The sequence below is a fragment of the Pseudoalteromonas sp. MMG006 genome (assembly GCF_018101025.1).
In the GTDB taxonomy this organism is placed as follows: Bacteria; Pseudomonadota; Gammaproteobacteria; order Enterobacterales; family Alteromonadaceae; genus Pseudoalteromonas.
In genome coordinates, this window is the sequence record NZ_JAGJEJ010000017.1 from 80,510 (window position 1) to 97,088 (window position 16,579).

Annotated in this window: 15 protein-coding genes and 2 pseudogenes; 9 read left to right on the forward strand and 8 right to left on the reverse strand. The window is 39.2% G+C overall.

What is annotated here, in order from left to right:
- Nucleotides 1-117: 117 nt before the first annotated feature.
- Nucleotides 118-600 carry a GNAT family N-acetyltransferase gene (locus J8L73_RS15175; protein WP_211018321.1) on the reverse strand — a complete coding sequence of 161 codons (483 nt, stop codon included), beginning with the start codon at nucleotides 598-600 and terminating at the stop codon, nucleotides 118-120.
- A 103-nt stretch (nucleotides 601-703) separates the two neighbouring features.
- Between J8L73_RS15175 and J8L73_RS15180 the strand changes: the two genes are divergently transcribed.
- Nucleotides 704-904, forward strand: a complete 201-nt coding sequence (locus tag J8L73_RS15180) for a hypothetical protein (protein ID WP_211018322.1) — start codon at nucleotides 704-706, stop codon at nucleotides 902-904.
- Nucleotides 905-963: 59 nt separating this feature from the next.
- On the opposite strand, the gene J8L73_RS15185 is transcribed toward J8L73_RS15180, so the two are convergent.
- Entirely contained in the window at nucleotides 964-1,158 is a 195-nt protein-coding gene (locus J8L73_RS15185) for a CPXCG motif-containing cysteine-rich protein (RefSeq protein WP_210999415.1), read from the reverse strand.
- A gap of 254 nt (nucleotides 1,159-1,412) precedes the next feature.
- On the opposite strand from J8L73_RS15185, the gene msrA reads away from it, so the two are divergent.
- The 3 genes and pseudogenes from msrA (at nucleotide 1,413) to J8L73_RS15200 (ending at nucleotide 3,585) form a co-directional block, all read left to right on the forward strand.
- Nucleotides 1,413-2,012, forward strand: a complete 600-nt coding sequence (gene msrA, locus J8L73_RS15190) for a peptide-methionine (S)-S-oxide reductase MsrA (protein WP_211018323.1) — start codon at nucleotides 1,413-1,415, stop codon at nucleotides 2,010-2,012.
- A gap of 355 nt (nucleotides 2,013-2,367) precedes the next feature.
- A pseudogene (locus J8L73_RS15195) lies at nucleotides 2,368-2,712 on the forward strand (2OG-Fe(II) oxygenase); the annotation flags it as partial.
- Between the two features lie 129 nt (nucleotides 2,713-2,841).
- Nucleotides 2,842-3,585, forward strand: coding sequence for a transporter substrate-binding domain-containing protein (locus J8L73_RS15200; RefSeq protein WP_211018325.1), 744 nt, complete (start codon nucleotides 2,842-2,844; stop codon nucleotides 3,583-3,585).
- Nucleotides 3,586-3,676: 91 nt separating this feature from the next.
- Here the strand turns inward: J8L73_RS15200 and J8L73_RS15205 are convergent, their stop codons facing one another.
- From J8L73_RS15205 to J8L73_RS15220, 4 genes are all read right to left on the reverse strand, one after another.
- On the reverse strand, nucleotides 3,677-5,788 hold the full coding sequence (locus J8L73_RS15205) for a TonB-dependent siderophore receptor (protein ID WP_211018327.1): 2,112 nt from the start codon (nucleotides 5,786-5,788) through the stop codon (nucleotides 3,677-3,679).
- Nucleotides 5,789-5,874: 86 nt separating this feature from the next.
- Nucleotides 5,875-7,146 (reverse strand): DUF3526 domain-containing protein, encoded by a 1,272-nt coding sequence (locus J8L73_RS15210; RefSeq protein WP_211018329.1) that lies wholly within the window; start codon nucleotides 7,144-7,146, stop codon nucleotides 5,875-5,877.
- Nucleotides 7,143-8,600 carry a DUF3526 domain-containing protein gene (locus J8L73_RS15215; protein ID WP_211018331.1) on the reverse strand — a complete coding sequence of 486 codons (1,458 nt, stop codon included), beginning with the start codon at nucleotides 8,598-8,600 and terminating at the stop codon, nucleotides 7,143-7,145. Before J8L73_RS15215 ends, J8L73_RS15210 begins: the two co-directional genes overlap by 4 nt.
- Complete coding sequence (locus J8L73_RS15220) at nucleotides 8,597-9,364, reverse strand: ATP-binding cassette domain-containing protein (protein WP_211018351.1); 768 nt, start codon at nucleotides 9,362-9,364, stop codon at nucleotides 8,597-8,599. Before J8L73_RS15220 ends, J8L73_RS15215 begins: the two co-directional genes overlap by 4 nt.
- A gap of 422 nt (nucleotides 9,365-9,786) precedes the next feature.
- Between J8L73_RS15220 and J8L73_RS15225 the strand changes: the two genes are divergently transcribed.
- The 5 genes from J8L73_RS15225 to J8L73_RS15245 all read left to right on the forward strand — a co-directional run bounded on the left by J8L73_RS15225 (nucleotide 9,787) and on the right by J8L73_RS15245 (nucleotide 14,936).
- The gene (locus tag J8L73_RS15225; RefSeq protein ID WP_211018333.1) at nucleotides 9,787-11,049 is read left to right on the forward strand and encodes a hypothetical protein; all 1,263 of its coding nucleotides are present in this window, start codon (nucleotides 9,787-9,789) and stop codon (nucleotides 11,047-11,049) included.
- Nucleotides 11,049-11,489 carry a hypothetical protein gene (locus J8L73_RS15230; RefSeq protein ID WP_210999422.1) on the forward strand — a complete coding sequence of 147 codons (441 nt, stop codon included), beginning with the start codon at nucleotides 11,049-11,051 and terminating at the stop codon, nucleotides 11,487-11,489. The genes J8L73_RS15225 and J8L73_RS15230 overlap by 1 nt, the downstream gene beginning before the upstream one ends.
- A complete protein-coding gene (locus J8L73_RS15235) occupies nucleotides 11,482-13,113 on the forward strand; it encodes a sensor domain-containing diguanylate cyclase (protein ID WP_211018334.1) in 1,632 nt (543 codons plus the stop codon). Before J8L73_RS15230 ends, J8L73_RS15235 begins: the two co-directional genes overlap by 8 nt.
- 177 nt (nucleotides 13,114-13,290) lie before the next feature.
- Nucleotides 13,291-13,992, forward strand: a complete 702-nt coding sequence (locus tag J8L73_RS15240) for a metal-dependent hydrolase (protein WP_211018336.1) — start codon at nucleotides 13,291-13,293, stop codon at nucleotides 13,990-13,992.
- Between the two features lie 341 nt (nucleotides 13,993-14,333).
- Nucleotides 14,334-14,936, forward strand: a complete 603-nt coding sequence (locus tag J8L73_RS15245; protein WP_211018338.1) for a thiamine biosynthesis protein ThiC — start codon at nucleotides 14,334-14,336, stop codon at nucleotides 14,934-14,936.
- Between the two features lie 305 nt (nucleotides 14,937-15,241).
- Here J8L73_RS15245 and J8L73_RS15250 read toward each other — a convergent pair whose 3' ends face one another.
- The gene (locus J8L73_RS15250; protein WP_211018340.1) at nucleotides 15,242-16,216 is read right to left on the reverse strand and encodes a transposase; all 975 of its coding nucleotides are present in this window, start codon (nucleotides 16,214-16,216) and stop codon (nucleotides 15,242-15,244) included.
- A gap of 92 nt (nucleotides 16,217-16,308) precedes the next feature.
- Nucleotides 16,309-16,425 (reverse strand): annotated as a pseudogene (locus J8L73_RS15255) (transposase); the annotation flags it as partial.
- Between the last annotated feature and the right edge of the window lie 154 nt (nucleotides 16,426-16,579).

Genomic DNA, 16,579 nt, shown 5'->3' on the forward strand with positions numbered 1-16,579 from the left:
TAAACGTTTTTTAAACACGGGTAACAAATTCATTTGCTTGCAATTAACTATAAGACACAAAGCCTGTTTTTTATACGCTATACACGCAATTAATAATAATACATTTACTAAATGAGCCTAAAGCTCCTTAAACCAAATTGAATTTTCTCTTAAACTAAACCCTAATTTAATAAGTAAATTATGCGACCGAGCATTATGAGCACTGACTTGCGCTGATACATATTTAAGACCTATTTGCTCGTTAAGAGTGTCTAAAAAACCTGTAATAACCTCAAACATTACACCTTTATCCCAAAAGGTTGGGTGTAATTCAAAGCCTATAAACGCCCTACTTTTACAAGGCGTTAAGTTATAAAGCCCACAGGTTCCCATTAACTCGCCAGATATATTATGTTCAATTGCCACTCTAATGACTTCGCCTTCGTAGTATGCGGTAATATCATCTTGTATTAATTGTTTTATTTGGCTTTTACTCAGCGGTGTTTGATAGTCGTTATACTCACTGACTTGAGGGTGGTTTAAAATAGCAAATAACTGAGAGGCATGTTTGTGAGTTATTAAGCGCAAAGTAACGCGCTCAAGTAATATTGGTTTAAACATTTTATTTAGTGAATTAAAATAGCGCTTTATGGCTAGGCATTATTAACTTACCATACTCTATTAACAAGCATTATATTCAAGCAATAAAAGTACAGAGGCCGTAATGAGTGATGATTTTAAAGTAATACAACCCACCACAACTGTTTATTGCCCAAAACGCGGCGAAGGCTGGACCCTAACCGGCATTACTAATATAAATGAGTTTACCTCCGTGATGTTTGACGGTACACGTTACACGCTCCAGGCTCGTGAAATAGTAGAAGAGCTTTTGCCAAACCAACTAGCTCGAGAGCAAAATAGCTAACAGTTAATAAACAAAAATAGGCTGCATTTATGCAGCCTATTTTTGTAATGTACGCCACTTTAAAACGTATCGTCTTCACTATAAACATTTACATTTAAATCATCGCCATCTTCATACACCGCAAACGAAATAGGCTTGCAGCATACTTGGCAGTCTTCTATGTACTGCTCATCAACATCAGCTGCATCAAGTAATACCTCTATATGTTCGCCGCAATAAGGGCAACTAATAGATTTTTCGGTTAACTGGTTCATTTAACACCTGCTAATTTACCTTAATAATGTGATCACTTTAATAAACACACGGTAATAATACAACAATAGCTAAATTAACCCGTTAGTAAACCTATCAAAAACACTGAAAGAGTATTGGGTATTAACGGGTCTAGCTATATAGGTAACCTGAATCATTTACAGCTAGAACACCCGTTGGTGTCTCAATAGATCCTAAGCCCTTTAATTTAGTGTCAGGTTATGTTTTTAAACTCACTCTACAGGTGGATAATTTTATGAAAAAATCACTCACATTTGCTTTAACATCTGCCGCAATTTTGTTTAGCACATTTACCCACGCGGCTAAAACCGAAAAAGCAGTGTTAGCTGGCGGTTGTTTTTGGTGTATGGAAAGCGACTTTGAAAAACTCGAAGGCGTAAAAGATGTAATATCAGGCTTTACTGGTGGGGAACTTAAAAATCCTACTTACAATGGTAATCATCAAGGCCATTATGAAGCAGTAGAAATTACTTACGACCCAGCCGTAGTAAGTTACAAAGGCATACTCGATCACTACTGGGTTAACATAGATCCCTTTGATGCCAGAGGTCAATTTTGTGATAAAGGTCCTAGCTACTTAAGCGCTATTTTTGTAGCTAACGAGCAAGAACGTAAACTAGCAGAGCAAACTAAACAGGCCGTTATAAACGAATTTCCAAATAAAACGGTTGTTACACCAATCTTAAACGCGAGTACCTTTTACCCTATAAAAGGAAAAGAAAGCTATCATCAGGATTATTATAAAAATAACCCTATTCGATACAACACTTATCGCTGGCGTTGTGGGCGTGACAGTCGCTTAGAAGAAATTTGGGGCGATAGAGTTACACACTAAATGCTAGATTGTTTAATACATAATGGGTTAAGTATTAATCCATTATGTTTATTTTTATCTTCATCCTTTTTTAAAATGTCATGCACTTAGAGAGTGTGCTGCTTAGGTATAAAAATCATCACTGTAACCGCAATAGCTAACACTATAACAAACCTTAGGATTGAGATAGTGACCAAAGGCTCTAACACATTCACTATAATTAACAGTGGAATAACAGCAACAATACCAATTAGTTTATGCCGCTGAGTAAACTCATAAAGCGCCCCACAGTCAGTGCACCTAAATTTAGTAGACATGCGAGCAACTAGAAACCAAGATAAAGATATATTCTTTTGGCAATTCAAAGAGCTTGATTACAGATGCCTCTATTCGTCCACATACCGATGCATCATCGGTAACGCTTAATATCAACTTAAACTTACCAGGGGAAGAGTTTACAGGATCAGAAGTAGACTTTTATCACCCGTACACAGGTGACATTAAATCACTTACCTTTACACCCGGAGCAGCTATGTTACATCGTGGTAATATTGCACACGCCGCCAAACCTATCTCCAGTGGCGAGCGAACTAACTTTGTATTGTGGTTATATGGAGAGCGCGGCCAATTACCATTGCAAGGCACACCACGCCTAGAAATAGACCCTAAACAGCGCTGGACTAACCCTAACAATCCAAATGATGGCTACGCACCGTTTTAATAGTGCTTAAACAACAGATAACTCAGCCCATTAACGCTAATTAATCGTTAGTTTAATGGGCTTTTTACTTGTTGTATAACCCGTTAGTTACTACCTTTTAATATTAATAGTTAATTTATTGCAGAAAAAATGACGTTAAACACCATAATAATAGCCACATTACTAATATCCCCTTTCGTTAGTGCCTCAACCACTCAACAAAAGCTTGTTGTAGGCTTTGGTGAAAAACTCCCTCCTTTTGTATTTCCTCAATCAAATAGTGGGTTAACGGTAGATATTATTACAGCGGCATTAACCCCTCTGGGGTATAAAATTGAGGCGCTTTATTACCCTTATTCAAGGCGAGCTAACGACTACAAAAAAGAAAAAATTGATGTAATAGCAGATATTAATTTAAATACCGCCAACGGAAGCCTTCTAAAAGGCTATTTATCAAACGAATCCTACACATACGAAAATGTAGCGGTCGCTTTAAGTAAAAATAACATTAACCTTAGTAAAATAACCGATTTAAAAAGTTATAGTTTACTGTCTTGGCCAAGTGCTGCTATTCACTTAGGGGATGAGTATGCACATATGGTTAAAGCTAACCCGCGTTATAATGAAATCCACGACCAGTCGCTTCAAGTGAAGTTTTTGTACTTAGACAAGGTTGATGTAATACAAATGGACAAACATAGCTTTAACTACTTTCGCACAAATATAAAAGATATTGATACAACACAAAAGATTGATAGGTTTGCTTTGTTTGGTAAAAGCCCTAATGGATATTTATTTAACTCTAAAAAAGTGCGAGATGACTTTAATGTACAACTTAAAAAAATCAAAGAATCCGGCGAGTACAAACAAATATTTGATAAATACCTAGAATAATCAATTCAAATAAACAAAAGGCCGCCTAATTAAAGCAGCCTTTTTTAGTTTTGAATTTATAGTTTAAAATTAAAAGTTTAAAACTAAAAATTTAAAACTTATATGATGCAGAAAACTTAACGTTTCTAGGTGTACCAGGTTGTACCCATGTATCGGCAAACGAGTTTGTATAATACGTTTCATCAAACACGTTATTTACCTCAGCCGTAATATCAATCGCGTCTGTTACATCGTAATTTACAAAAGCACGCGCGGTTGTGTAACTTGGTAGTTCAAAGTCGGTACCAAAAAAGCCATTACGCTTACCAACATGTATTAAACCACCACCCAATTTTATAGCTTTACCGTAAAAATCAGCCGATTTAACTAACTGTAAGCTAAGCTGTTGCTCTGGCACGTTTAATAATGACGCGCCCGCTTCTACTGTGAAACCAAAGTTAGCATCAAAAAATGAGTTTTCAATAGTGGCATCTACATACGCATACGACGCCCAAATCTCAAGGGTGTCAGTAAGCTCGCCTGTAATATCAATTTCCACACCTTTACTTTGCGCTTCACCAATAGCTGCGTAGGTAAATGCAGTTGGGTCATCAACTACTAGCATGTTGTCTTGCTCTACTTTAAACACAGCAACAGTACCAAATAAAGCACCGTCGTTTAGCGTAAACTTAACACCCACCTCAGCAGATGTAGATTGGTTTGGTTCAAAGCCCTCGCCATTAGCATCAGTGCCCGAAAGCGGACGGAAGTTTTCACCATAAGCACTATAAACAGCTACGTAATCATTTGCTTCATACACCACACCAAACTGCGGGCTTACGCGTGACTCAGTTTGTTTTGTGTTGGTGTTGGCTAAGCGGTTATTTAAGCGCTGCTCATAATCATCAAAACGTGCACCAATGCGAATATCTAACTTATCGGTAATGCTTATTTGGTCTTGAATGAATATCCCTACCGACTCTTGAATTTCTACGCGGTCAGTATTAGCTGTTGGCGTTGGTAATTCGTACGCGCCGTAAACAGGGTTAAATACATTAATATATTGATCACCACGTACACGTAAAATTACTTGATCGTTTTCAAATTTATCGGCATCAACACCCATAATTAAACGGTGCTCAAACCCGCTAAGCTCAAGATTACCACTTACCTCAGTTCTAAATACTTGATATTTCGCGTCAAAATCGCGGTAGCGTCTAAAGCGATTTACTTCACCGTCAATCACGCCATCAAAGCCGGTTTCGGTTGCAAAGCCCTCCATAGAGGTATCACGATAGTTTGCACCAAATAAAATGCTCCAGTTATCATCAAAGTCATGAATGTACTCTAACTGATGCCCTAGTACATCGGCTTCAATTGGGCCATCCCCCGGCTCACCTAAAAAGCGACTTTCAGGAATTAAACCAAGTTCGCCATCTATTGCTAATACGCCTCTATCAAATGGGACTTCTTGGTCTGAATATTCAAGCTCATATATTAGCTGGCTGCTGTCGTTTATATTCCACACTATTGATGGACTAAAACCTTGCTTAGTGGTTTCTATGGTATCTCTAAAGCTTTCGGCGTCTTCGTAAAAACCAACCAGTCTAATTGCTACGTCGTCGTTAAGCGGCGTTGTATAATCAACATTGGCGCGGTAAGTATCAAAACTACCTACAGAGAGTTTAATTTCACCTGCAGTATCGAACGTTGGGCGTTTAGTAACTAAGTTTACTGTACCACCTGGTTCACCACGGCCAAATAACGCCGCGCGTGGGCCTTTTAAAACCTCAACCGATTCAATACCAGATAAGTCACGCGAGCCACCAAAACCACGCCCAGCATTAAAGCCATTTACTAAGTAGTTACTAGGTAGGTTTTCATCACCTACAAAACCACGTAATGCAAAACTATTCCAAAGCCCACCAAAGTTATTTTGGCGCGCAACAGAGGCTGATAAGTCAAGTGCTTGATCAAGGCTTACTGCACCAGCGTTTTCGAGGGCTTCTAAATCTATTTTAAGCTCCGATTGAGGTGTTTCTAAAGGGCTAAAGTTACCTTGGTAAGCTTGGCGAGTTGCAACAACGGTTACTTTTTCAATTGCGTCATCCGTTACGCTTTTAACTTGCTGCTTTTGCTCTGCGGCCATAATCTGGCTGCTAAACAAACTTACTAAACAAGCACTTAAATAGGTGAGCTTATGCCCTTTTGTATTGGTTTTCATGTTTTACCTTGTGAGTAATGTACGTATTTTATAGTTGTGTTTTAAATATGTTATTGCGCTAAACAGCTATGTTCAGCACTGTATTTTTAGTTGCTGCTTTGCGTGGTGCTTTCAAAGCGTGGCATGTTTTCAAGGGCTGCTTTAGTTGGGTCGCCTTTGTAAAATAACCACGGGTAATAAAACTCGCGCAATTGTTGATGGTAATCTCTAATTTGCTGCTCGTAGTTATAAGCGGCCACCGAGTCGGTATTAGCTACACGCGTTAGGCTACGTTGTAATAAAAGCGGTGGCGACAACCAAGATACAGTGCCCGCTAGCTCATATTTTTTAGCGGCTGCATCGCGGTAGGCTTGTGAAAGTTCTGCCGCTTTCAAGTCCCCCATTTGCTGAAATGCGTAATACCATTTCCATTCAAATTCACTGCTCATATCAACGTAAGGCGCAAGTGCTGGGTACTCTTTAATAAAAGTACTCATGGTGGTTGATTTAGGTAAATCCCACGCGTCGTTTACCGCTTCACGCTGGGTAAGCACAGTGTCGCCACCATTAGGAGAGTGCACCGCTTTATTAATAGCAAGGTCGCCTAAAATAGGAATAATAAAAGCAAATAACACCCACAAACCAATTAAGCTTGAAGCAACACGCGGCGCACTGGTTGCATTTTTACCTAGCCACACACTAAGCACCGCCCAAAATGCAAGGTATGCAATGCATAAAAGCGATACATACACCACTTCAAAGACGCTTGCTCCAGCTATAAAAGCACCCACAAAAAATGGCAGCATTAAACACACTATTACCGCTACAAACCTCACGGTTATGCGTGCGCCCCATAAAGCAAAGTAAGACTTAGCCGTAGTAACGAGTAAATCGTGTCTGCCGCTTGTGCGCTCGCTTGCAAATAAATCATGAAACAGCAAAATAATAACCAGTGGCGCAAGCGCACTAATTACAAACACAAAGTCTATTTTTCCGGCTTGGGCCAGCTCAGCATTTTGTGCATCGCTTTCGTAAATTTGCCCCTCAAGCGCCAACAAATTAATGCGGTGCTTCCACGGGAAAATATCGCGTTCACCTAATGCAGCAAATGCAAGGTTAGATGGCTGAGAGTACGTTAAATGAAAGCTGTAATACGCTAACATGCCCGCATCGTTTTGCTTTTGCTGTACGTTAGCGCGATCGCTCTGATCTGCAGCTTTTAAACGCTCAATAGTTTGCTGCTGCGCGCTTACTTCGCTTAGCCCGCTGTAAATAGCAAAACCAGATAAAACAAGGCTACAAAGCAGTAACACCACTACGTATTTTTGGCGCAGTAAAAAGCCCCATTCACGCGTAAATTGCTTAATTAAATAGTTCATGACAAACGCTTCCCTACAAATTTAATACCGCCTACTAGCACTGCTATCCACAGCAATAATTGTAAAAAAGCAGGTACACTTCTTTGTGCGCGAATATTTGCGCTATCTACAGTAAAGTTAAACTCTTGAAGAATTTGCCAATTATCAGCGCTTACGCGTGCTTTTTGAGTCGCTGCGGCATTGGCATTGCGGTTCATGTCGTCTTGGTAGTTAAGTTTTTCAATGTGAACTTTATTAAGCCCTTGCACAAAATCAAAACGTAGTTGCTCGGTTTCGCGTAAAAATCGGTGGTGCGTTTCTATACTTGTACCCACCACAATCATTGAGAGCGAGCGAATAGCCACCATAGGTGAAACCCAGCCAAAATAACGCGACACTTGCGTTTGCTTAAGCTCAGCTTGCATACGCTGCTCGGCAAACTGGTTCAGTACATCGGTTTGTTTTGCCTCTGACTCACTGGCCACTAACCCTCTAAAGTTTACTGGCAGCTCATCAATGCTATTTACGTTGTACTTTTCAAGGAGTGATTGTTTAAATTGCTTAAATGCAGGATCGTTCGTGTTGTGGCCATCGCCTAGTTTTCTAAGCTCAGCTTTAACTGCAAAGTCGGTTTCTATTTTGCCCGTTGATGGTACAGCTGTTGATGCACTTGTACTTGCAACACGCGGCATAACAATACACAGTAAAATCCACATAAACGCAAGTGCCGTAAAGCTACCACTGTTTTTACTAAACACGCTCGATGCTAATAAAATGAGTAAGACCCACACGGTTAAATATAACGCGTAACCTACAACAAAACTTGTAACTACTAGTAAGCTTTCGCCCGAAGATACCGTAAATAAAGCCGATACTGCCAGTGGCGCAATAATTAAGCCTACAACAGAAAGCAGCGCTAAACCTTTACCGACTATTAATGTAATACCCGATGTGCCTTGCGCTAATAAGTATGAAAGCGTTTGCGATTCACGCTCACGACTAATAGAGCTGTAACCAATTAATATAAGAAGTAACGGCGCTAATGTTTGCACAATAAAAGCAGGTGTTAAACTACCTAATTTAGTCAGCGCTGTACCTTGTCGTTGGTCGGCAAACATGGCACTGTTTTGCCTATGCCCTTCTAAAAATATTGAATTGCCTGTGTAAGCGTCAATACCTGGATCGAGCGTGCTCAGTGGTGAAGGCGTTCTAAATGCATAGTGCCCATAGTGCCCATAGTGCACCATTCTGTGCGGGTGACGATCGGGCTGATCAACAAAGCTTTGCTCAGCATTTGATTGAAGTTCATGGCGAGCATGGCTAAGTTCATGCATAGTAATGGCGGTAACCACTACCGATGAAAGCGTTAGCAATAAACCAATAGCCAGCACAGTCATTGCTAGTTTTGAGCGTAGCCAATAGCGCCATTCATCTTTGGCGACTATAACCACTTTTGATAAGTTATTTATGCTCATGACGCGCCTCTTTGCGCAAAGGCTGCATGCACTTGTTCAGTATCAATACGGCCATTTTCGGGCGCGTCAAATTCGCCCACCAGCTCACCCGCTCTTAGTAAACCAATTCGGTTTGCTACTTGGCAGGCGCCATAAACATCGTGTGTAACCATTAAAATAGTGGCGCCTGATAATGCAAGCTCACGTACTAACTGGTTAAACTCATCAATGGCAACAGGATCAAGGCCTGATGTAGGCTCATCAAGTAAAAATATCGGTGCCTCACGTAAAATAGCTAATGCAATCGCGGTTTTTTGTCTCATGCCTTTAGAGTACGTTTGCATAGGCCGCTCCCACGCCCCTTCTTGCAAAGCAACACGCTTAAACGCGGCGTTAATCTGCTCGTCTGTTTTATTAATATCAGCAAGTGATAAAAAATATTCTATGTTTTCGCGTGCTGTTAAATGCGGGTACAACGTTGCAGACTCTGGTAAGTACGCCGTTTTACCACGAACAAAATCAAGTGCTTTAATCACCTCTTTACCCGCTACTCGTACCGAACCCTGCGTTGGTTTATTAAAGCCCAGTAACGTTTTTAACGTGGTTGATTTACCCGCCCCATTACCGCCAAGTAATGCGTAAATTTCGCCTGAGCCCACAGTAAAGTTTAAGTTTTTTAATATAGCGTTGTTTTTAATACTAAAACTAAGCGAGTCCACTTCAATAATCGCTTTATAATTAGCACTCTTATTGTCATTATTTTGATTATTTGATTGTTCTGCAATTGTAGAAACATTATTAGATGTGTGGTTAACCGGTTGGTGTGTTGTCACATTCAAGCTCTTTCATGAATTAGAATTCGGCGAATGTTATACTATATCAATATTTAAATGCAACAATATAACGTTCAAATCATTAACAAACGATATAAAATATATCTGTCAGTTACAAAGCCTATTGTAAATACGTTTACTTCGCATTTTATATATGTAGCTAACTAATCTGCATGTACTTAACCACTTGTATCAATTGCGTTTTATACATAATTTAACGTTAAACAATCAAAATTTTGCGCTAATGCTAAATAATGTCATTTTCTTAAATTCATCATTCTTACGGATTTAGTTAAAGACCATGTTGATCACGTTGGTAATTTAATAAATTGTGCTATCTTTTTATTATCTACATTTCAAAAATACGGGCTAACATGTTGTTCCGAGGTACAATTGCCATAGCAATATTGGCAATTTCCGCTGCTAATAAAACCTATGCAAACGACATAGACGTACAATTTAGCGGTTTTGCATCCTTAACACTCAGCTACACGGACGATTCAGATATTGGCTTTGCATCGAATTATTCAAATGTCAACGACTCTGGTTTTTCAGCAACGCGAGATTCAATATTAGGTGGGCAGGCTAATATATCATTGGCCAAAAATTGGGACTCTGTGGTTCAAGTTGTCATTCAAGATCATGCTTTTAAAAGCTTTGATAATTTTTTAGAACTCGCCTTTGTACGTTATCGTCCCTCGCGCCATTGGGCTGTTCGTGCTGGTAGGTTGAACAGCGATCTTTACTTACTGTCTGAATATCCTTACGTAGGGTATGCCTATTTATGGGTACGCCCGCCGCATTCGTACTACTCGTTTGCAAACCTTGCAGGAAACTTCGACGGTATAGATGTTGAATACAGCAAAGCCTTTAACGACGGTTTTTTACGTTTAAAACTTGCTTATGGTAGTACAACAGCCAAGCTACAAGCCTATAATGACGACTTCTTTATTGATTTTGAAAACTTAACAACTTTTAGCGCAACCTACTCTTTAGATGCATGGACTATGCGACTTTCATTATCGAAATCAGACTTTGGAGATTATAAGTCAACTGTTTTAGATGAGTATTTAGCCGCACTTGATGCCGTACCACAAAGTTTATGGCCGCATGCACAAAAAATATCAAGCAAATTTAACACCAAAAGCAACAGTATAGAATACGCTGCGTTTGGGCTTACTTACGATCATAACAATTGGCTTATTCAGTCTGAGCTAGGTATTTCAGAATCTGATTGGATAGTTGCCCCATCAGTTCTTAGTGGCTACATTAGTACAGGTTACCGAGTAGACAACGCAATATTTTACACCGGTTTTTCAGCGGCTAAACACCGTCATGATGTAATAAAAGTAAACGATCCCGCTTTTGCGCCAAGTACTCCTGAACAATTTACAGTGCCAATACAGCAGCTCGCAGTTGCCAGCCAGTCTGCTTTTAAAATTACCAATGTTCACCAACACTCAATTAACGTAGGTGTAAAATGGCAACTGTCTGAGCGCGTAGCATTAAAAGCCCAGTTAGACCGCTTTGATATAAAGCCTCAAGGCGCTGGCCTATGGAGCCTTAGTAAACCTTCAGACGTTGATAAGGGCCACAAAGTACACATACTTAGTCTAAATGCTAGTATGGTGTTTTAATGATGAGCCCTCGCAACCTATTTATAAATGCCTTGCTGCCTTTGTGCCTGCTTGTTGTGAGCTTTTGTGCTAAATCGACAGAATTTGTGGTCGTCGTTAATAAAAAAAATACGATTAACGCATTATCAAAACGAGAAGTTATTGATATTTACATGGGCCGGTATTTAACTTTTCCTGATGGTGAAACTTCAAAACCAATTGATTTGCCCGCGCAATCAACTTTAAAAAACGACTTTTACTTAAAACTGGTTAATAAAGACGAGCAAAAAATAAATGCGTATTGGGCAAGGCTGTTATTTTCAGGGCGTGCAAACCCTCCATCTCCTTCAACATCGGTAGAGGACGCAATAAAAAAAATTGCATCATCACAATTTGCGATTGGCTACATTCCGCTATCGCAAGTTTCAGATGCCGTAAAAGTGGTATACAAATTTGATTAAAGTTATTAGCCAAAAACTCTACATACGTGTCGCAATATCAATTGCGTTAGTGGCTATTGTTGTGTCTCTACTCTCTTCTATGCTGTCATATTATTCAGGCTATAAAGAAAAGAAAAACACCAACTACTTACTTGTTCAACAGTTAGCGCAAACAATGGAAAAAACAGCCGCCATAGCTGCTTATTTAAACGATAATGAATTAAGTCAAGAAATAATCAACGGCCTACTAAGTAACGACTTAGTACAAGGCGCAAGCCTAGAAGGTGAAACAAACGCAAAAGGCGACATGGCGTTATTTATTGCCAACGGCACTATTAATAAACAAAAAGAAGCGGTGTTAGTTAAGCTTGCTCACCCTTTTTTGGATGACATTTATATAGGGGTATTATCAATATACCCCGACGATAAATTTATACAGCAACAAGCACAAGCAGCGCTTAAAAAAGAATTCATTTTAATGTTAATTCAATCTATTGTTATCGCATTTTTTGTATCGCTAGTAGTACAACGTTGGCTTACTCAACCTATTCAAAACCTGACCGATAGCTTTGCTAAAATAAATCCATGCGAGCCAGAAACCCTTAAAATGCTGACCTTTAAGCAAGGCAAACGAGACGAAATAAGCCGTTTAACACACGGTATAAATGCCTTAATGAACGAGTTGCATTTAACGATTAGTAATGAGCAAACGCTGCGTAAAAAAACCCAAGAGCTAGAAGCCAAGTTTAGACTTATTTTTGAACAAGCCAGCGCAGGTATTTGTTTACTCGATAGCAAAAATAGTATCACCACATTTAACCCAGCATTTAAGCATTACTTTACTGTACCTGGTGAAAAAGAGTTACCTACCTTGCATTTTCCTGAGTTACTAAGCAACGTAGAAGAATTACAAATCCTACTGGACGATATTCGTTCTACTCAAAACCCACCACAAACCACCTTAGATATTGAGTGTAAGGTTGGCTACAAAACGGTGTGGTTTCATTGCTTATTTGTAAGATTAACAGACCAAAGAGAAAGTAAACGAAGCCACAAACAAGAGCAACTAGTAGAAGTAATTTTACACGATGTAACCGAGCGCGCAGAGCGCGAACTGCAAACCCGCTTTGAAGCCGATCACGACCCGCTAACCGGCCTATTAAACAGGCGTGCCGGCGAAAAACGCCTTAAAAAAGCACTGCGTGAATGTATTAAACATAATGAGCACTTAGTGCTTATGATGATTGATTTAGATAAGTTTAAACCCATTAACGACACCTATGGCCACGAAGCCGGCGACAAAGTGCTAATTGAAATAGCACACAGATTTAAAACACTTTTTCACGAAAAAAACGACATGTGTATCCGCCTAGGCGGCGACGAATTTATTGTTGCTCAGCAAATTAAAACCTACGATAAAGCGGCAACACAACAAACAGCGAACGCCCTACTCAGTGAATTAAAACACGATATTAATATTGCGCAAAATAAAACATGCGCAGTAGGTGCAAGCATAGGTATTGCAGTAGCCCCAAATGATGGTAACGAACTAGTTGCGTTAATGCTAAACGCAGACAACATGCTCTACCACATTAAAGAAACAGGCCGAGGGCAAATTGCATTTTTCGATGAGTTTAAAAAATAGCGATTAGTAATAAACGGCAAAAGTTATCACTTCATCGATTCAAATATCACGTTGATGTAATAAACCACAGTTAATTAAACTAACAAAAACATATTTTAAGCCCAACCTATAAAGTACATTGAACAATTAAGTTTTTGATTGCTAGAATGCCAACCTATTTTTCTATCAAGAGATACAATGGCAAATTTCAATACTCATCTTAATACTGCAGTCATCGTCACCGGTTTAGGTTCAGCCACTTTATTATCTGCAGGCCATGTTGATTTAAACGGCGCGCTTTGGTTATGGTTTTTAGGCTCTATTGGCGGCTTATTACCCGACATAGACTCAGATAAATCCACATCGCTCGATACTATTTTTAACTTATTTGCACTGAGCGCTGTATTACTGGTGCTGCATTACATAACCACCGAGCTTATTATTACTATTAGTTTTGTTGAGTTAATAGTAGTCCCGCTATTAGTGTACGGGTTTATGAAATACATTATTAGACCCATTTTTGAATGGATCACTGTACATAGAGGCAGTTGCCACTCTTTACTGTTTTTATTGCTATGCGCACTATTAACAACCCAAGTAACGTGGAAACTAAACGACCAAACAACCGCACAAGCCGCTACTTTTGCCTGGTTAACAGGTGGGTTTATTTTACTCGGCGGGTTAATCCATTTATTACTCGATGAACTTTACAGTGTCGATTTGAATAATGTCACCATTAAACGCTCTTTTGGTACGGCTTTAAAAATAGCTGACTTTGATAATAAATTAATCACGTTGGCATCGGTTATTGCCATTGCAGGTTTAATCTATATTGCGCCCCCTACCAAGCACACAATCATAGCGTTAAGTGACTGGTCTAATTTTAGGTTTTTATCTTAACAAAATTAGTAATAAGCCAGTTTACTGCATACTCAAATTAGTGCCCGTTTGGTAATTTAAAGCTAATTCACTAAACGGGTGCAAAGCGCCGTGTTTTATTAGCGTACATGGCTTAAATAAAAGCAGCTTTGCAAAGTTAAGTTTAATTAAAAGCAGTAACCTGAGCTAATTTGTTATTAATTAATACTTTTTATAGATTTAGGTGAAATAATTAACTCGCTTTACCTGTCTTATACCTACAACGATAAACGCTATTTAAATACAAAGACTAAACAGTTTGATACATTCAAACTCGCAATCCCTGTTGAAAGCGAAAAATATAAAATCAAAAGAGGTCCATAATGGAATTTACACATAAACGCACCACCCTAATTACAGCATCGTTATTGTTGATATTAGCGATATCACAGGGTATTTATTCAGCCCTTTACAGTGCTGAAATTAGCTTTTCAAGGCAAGTTGCTTGGGGGTTAGAAGCACTAATATTTACTTTACTTGTTGCCTTTGCAGGCACAGCTATGGTGCAAGCAAAAAACGCTCAACTAGGTTGGTCGGCTATCGCGTTTAGCGCAGTACTTAACATAGTGCAGGTAAGCGTTGGCCTAACGTTGTTTTCAACATTTGGAAAAGTTGCAGGTACAGTAGAAGGCGCACAACCTTTAATTGGTGGCGTGGTGTCGTTGTCATTCATGATTTACTACGCAGCTAAATTATTATTAGGCTTAGCAGCACTTGTTTTTGGCCTGTCTTTCATCGCTAAAGGCGGTAAAGCAATTGGCGGGCTTACAGCCTTAGCTGGCGGAGCTGCAATGTTAGCCAATGGCATTTTAATTACCTTTGGTCGTGGTGGATTTCTTCCATCAGGTGTTGCTGGCGCTTCGGGTATGATTGCAACATTACTTTTAGCGATATGTTTGATTAGTCTTTACCGTAAACAAGACTAAGGCCAAATACCTTACAGGTAATTTGCTTATTCAAATAAGTTATAAACATCGGCGTGTATTAGAGTGCTAATCCGCCGATGTTTTTCGTTTGATAACCAAACTAGACAGCCACTCCTATTGAACAAACAAAACTGTGACACTAATATTTGCTCTTCAAGTTCAAAATTTATCTTTTATGGCTGGGTCACTTTATTTCATCTGTTAAATGAGTAATTAGCCCTATTAAACCTAAATTGCACGCATGAAAATGACTGCATGGTGAAGTTGTGATTTATTACTGATAGTTTTACTGAGTAGTTTAAGCTTTATGCGAGTAGCTTTTCGCAATTACTGATATTTGTCCGCCGCTTGCGGTTTAAATTTTCACAGTAACTTGCTTGTGAAGTGGGCCTGCCTACTGCACCGTGGAATACGCGCGTAAATTGTGTGGTGAGTTTTAACCAGTTTCCTGGGGATATATTTAACCTTTCAAGCAAAGGAAGGTTCATATTATCAATATGCCCGCGTTTATCCTCTCGTATTATTCGCCCTGTTAGCTCAACAAGTTCAAGGTACGATTTAAGCTCAAACGGCAGCCCTTTAGGCATAATCTGACGTGGCATACCTGCAAAGCGAAGTAACTGCTTAGGTTGCTTACCTTCTGTTGCACTTGTTAAGCGCCTTTGTACACTTGTATGGTTAGAGTCTTCTGGTGTATTTGCCATTTTGGATCTGATGGGGTTTAAGTCTACATAGGCCATACACGCTGCAAGTGCTGCTTCATCAAGGAGTGCTTGCGATTTAAACCTACCCTCCCAGAACCTTCCTGTACAGTTATCTTCTTTATTTGCTCTACGCGCAATGTCTTCATTTAATAGCCGCATAAACCAGCTGATACTTGCTAAACGTTCTCGGTATTGTTTTACCGTTTGATTGAAAAAGATGAGCTCAACGTTACTTAGCTTTTCACCTTGCATGTATTTTTGCGTTAACAATGTGCCTTTACAGAGTTTATGCCAGCGAATAACAATCGCTTTGTCATTTAATCGATTCGCTTTTTTATCATCAACATACAGGACTAAATGGGTGTGGTTACTCATTACTGCATAAGCACAGACGTCAATACAAAATATCTTAGCTAACTCAAGCAGCTTATCTTCAACCCACCCTCGTCGATGCTCGTAAGATTGACCAGTAAAACGGTCTTCTCCACATAAAAATGCACGACGAACACAGCGTGAAATACAATGGTAGTATTTTGTATCAACCAAACTTACTTGACGCTCTCTTGCAATTGCCATAAGACACCCTGCTTGTTTATCAAACTAAACAAAGGCTAGGCTCTAACTTCGAAAAGTGCAAAATTTAAAGTGGGTGTCTTGTTAATTTCTTAAGATTGACCAGTAAAACGGTCTTCTCCACATAAAAATGCACGACGAACACAGCGTGAAATACAATGGTAGTATTTTGTATCAACCAAACTTACTTGACGCTTTCTTGCAATTGCCATAAGACACCCTGCTTGTTTTTTGCACTAAATAAAGGCTAGCCTCTAACTTTGAAAAGTGCAAAATTTAGAATGGGTGTCTTATTAGTTTTATTATTAGTTTTTATTTAAAGTGACAGCCATTTTACTCTTTAAGACTAATTCACAAAGAGGATTT

Bases quoted from the DNA above. Each gene is read 5' to 3' on its own strand.
- J8L73_RS15205 (WP_211018327.1), bottom strand. From the start codon at position 5,788: ATGAAAACCAATACAAAAGGGCATAAGCTCACCTATTTAAGTGCTTGT.
- J8L73_RS15175 (WP_211018321.1), bottom strand. From the start codon at position 600: ATGTTTAAACCAATATTACTTGAGCGCGTTACTTTGCGCTTAATAACT.
- J8L73_RS15240 (WP_211018336.1), top strand. From the start codon at position 13,291: ATGGCAAATTTCAATACTCATCTTAATACTGCAGTCATCGTCACCGGT.
- J8L73_RS15200 (WP_211018325.1), top strand. From the start codon at position 2,842: ATGACGTTAAACACCATAATAATAGCCACATTACTAATATCCCCTTTC.
- J8L73_RS15225 (WP_211018333.1), top strand. From the start codon at position 9,787: ATGTTGTTCCGAGGTACAATTGCCATAGCAATATTGGCAATTTCCGCT.
- J8L73_RS15250 (WP_211018340.1), bottom strand. From the start codon at position 16,216: ATGGCAATTGCAAGAGAGCGTCAAGTAAGTTTGGTTGATACAAAATAC.
- J8L73_RS15245 (WP_211018338.1), top strand. From the start codon at position 14,334: ATGGAATTTACACATAAACGCACCACCCTAATTACAGCATCGTTATTG.
- J8L73_RS15185 (WP_210999415.1), bottom strand. From the start codon at position 1,158: ATGAACCAGTTAACCGAAAAATCTATTAGTTGCCCTTATTGCGGCGAA.
- J8L73_RS15230 (WP_210999422.1), top strand. From the start codon at position 11,049: ATGATGAGCCCTCGCAACCTATTTATAAATGCCTTGCTGCCTTTGTGC.
- J8L73_RS15180 (WP_211018322.1), top strand. From the start codon at position 704: ATGAGTGATGATTTTAAAGTAATACAACCCACCACAACTGTTTATTGC.
- J8L73_RS15215 (WP_211018331.1), bottom strand. From the start codon at position 8,600: ATGAGCATAAATAACTTATCAAAAGTGGTTATAGTCGCCAAAGATGAA.
- msrA (WP_211018323.1), top strand. From the start codon at position 1,413: ATGAAAAAATCACTCACATTTGCTTTAACATCTGCCGCAATTTTGTTT.
- J8L73_RS15210 (WP_211018329.1), bottom strand. From the start codon at position 7,146: ATGAACTATTTAATTAAGCAATTTACGCGTGAATGGGGCTTTTTACTG.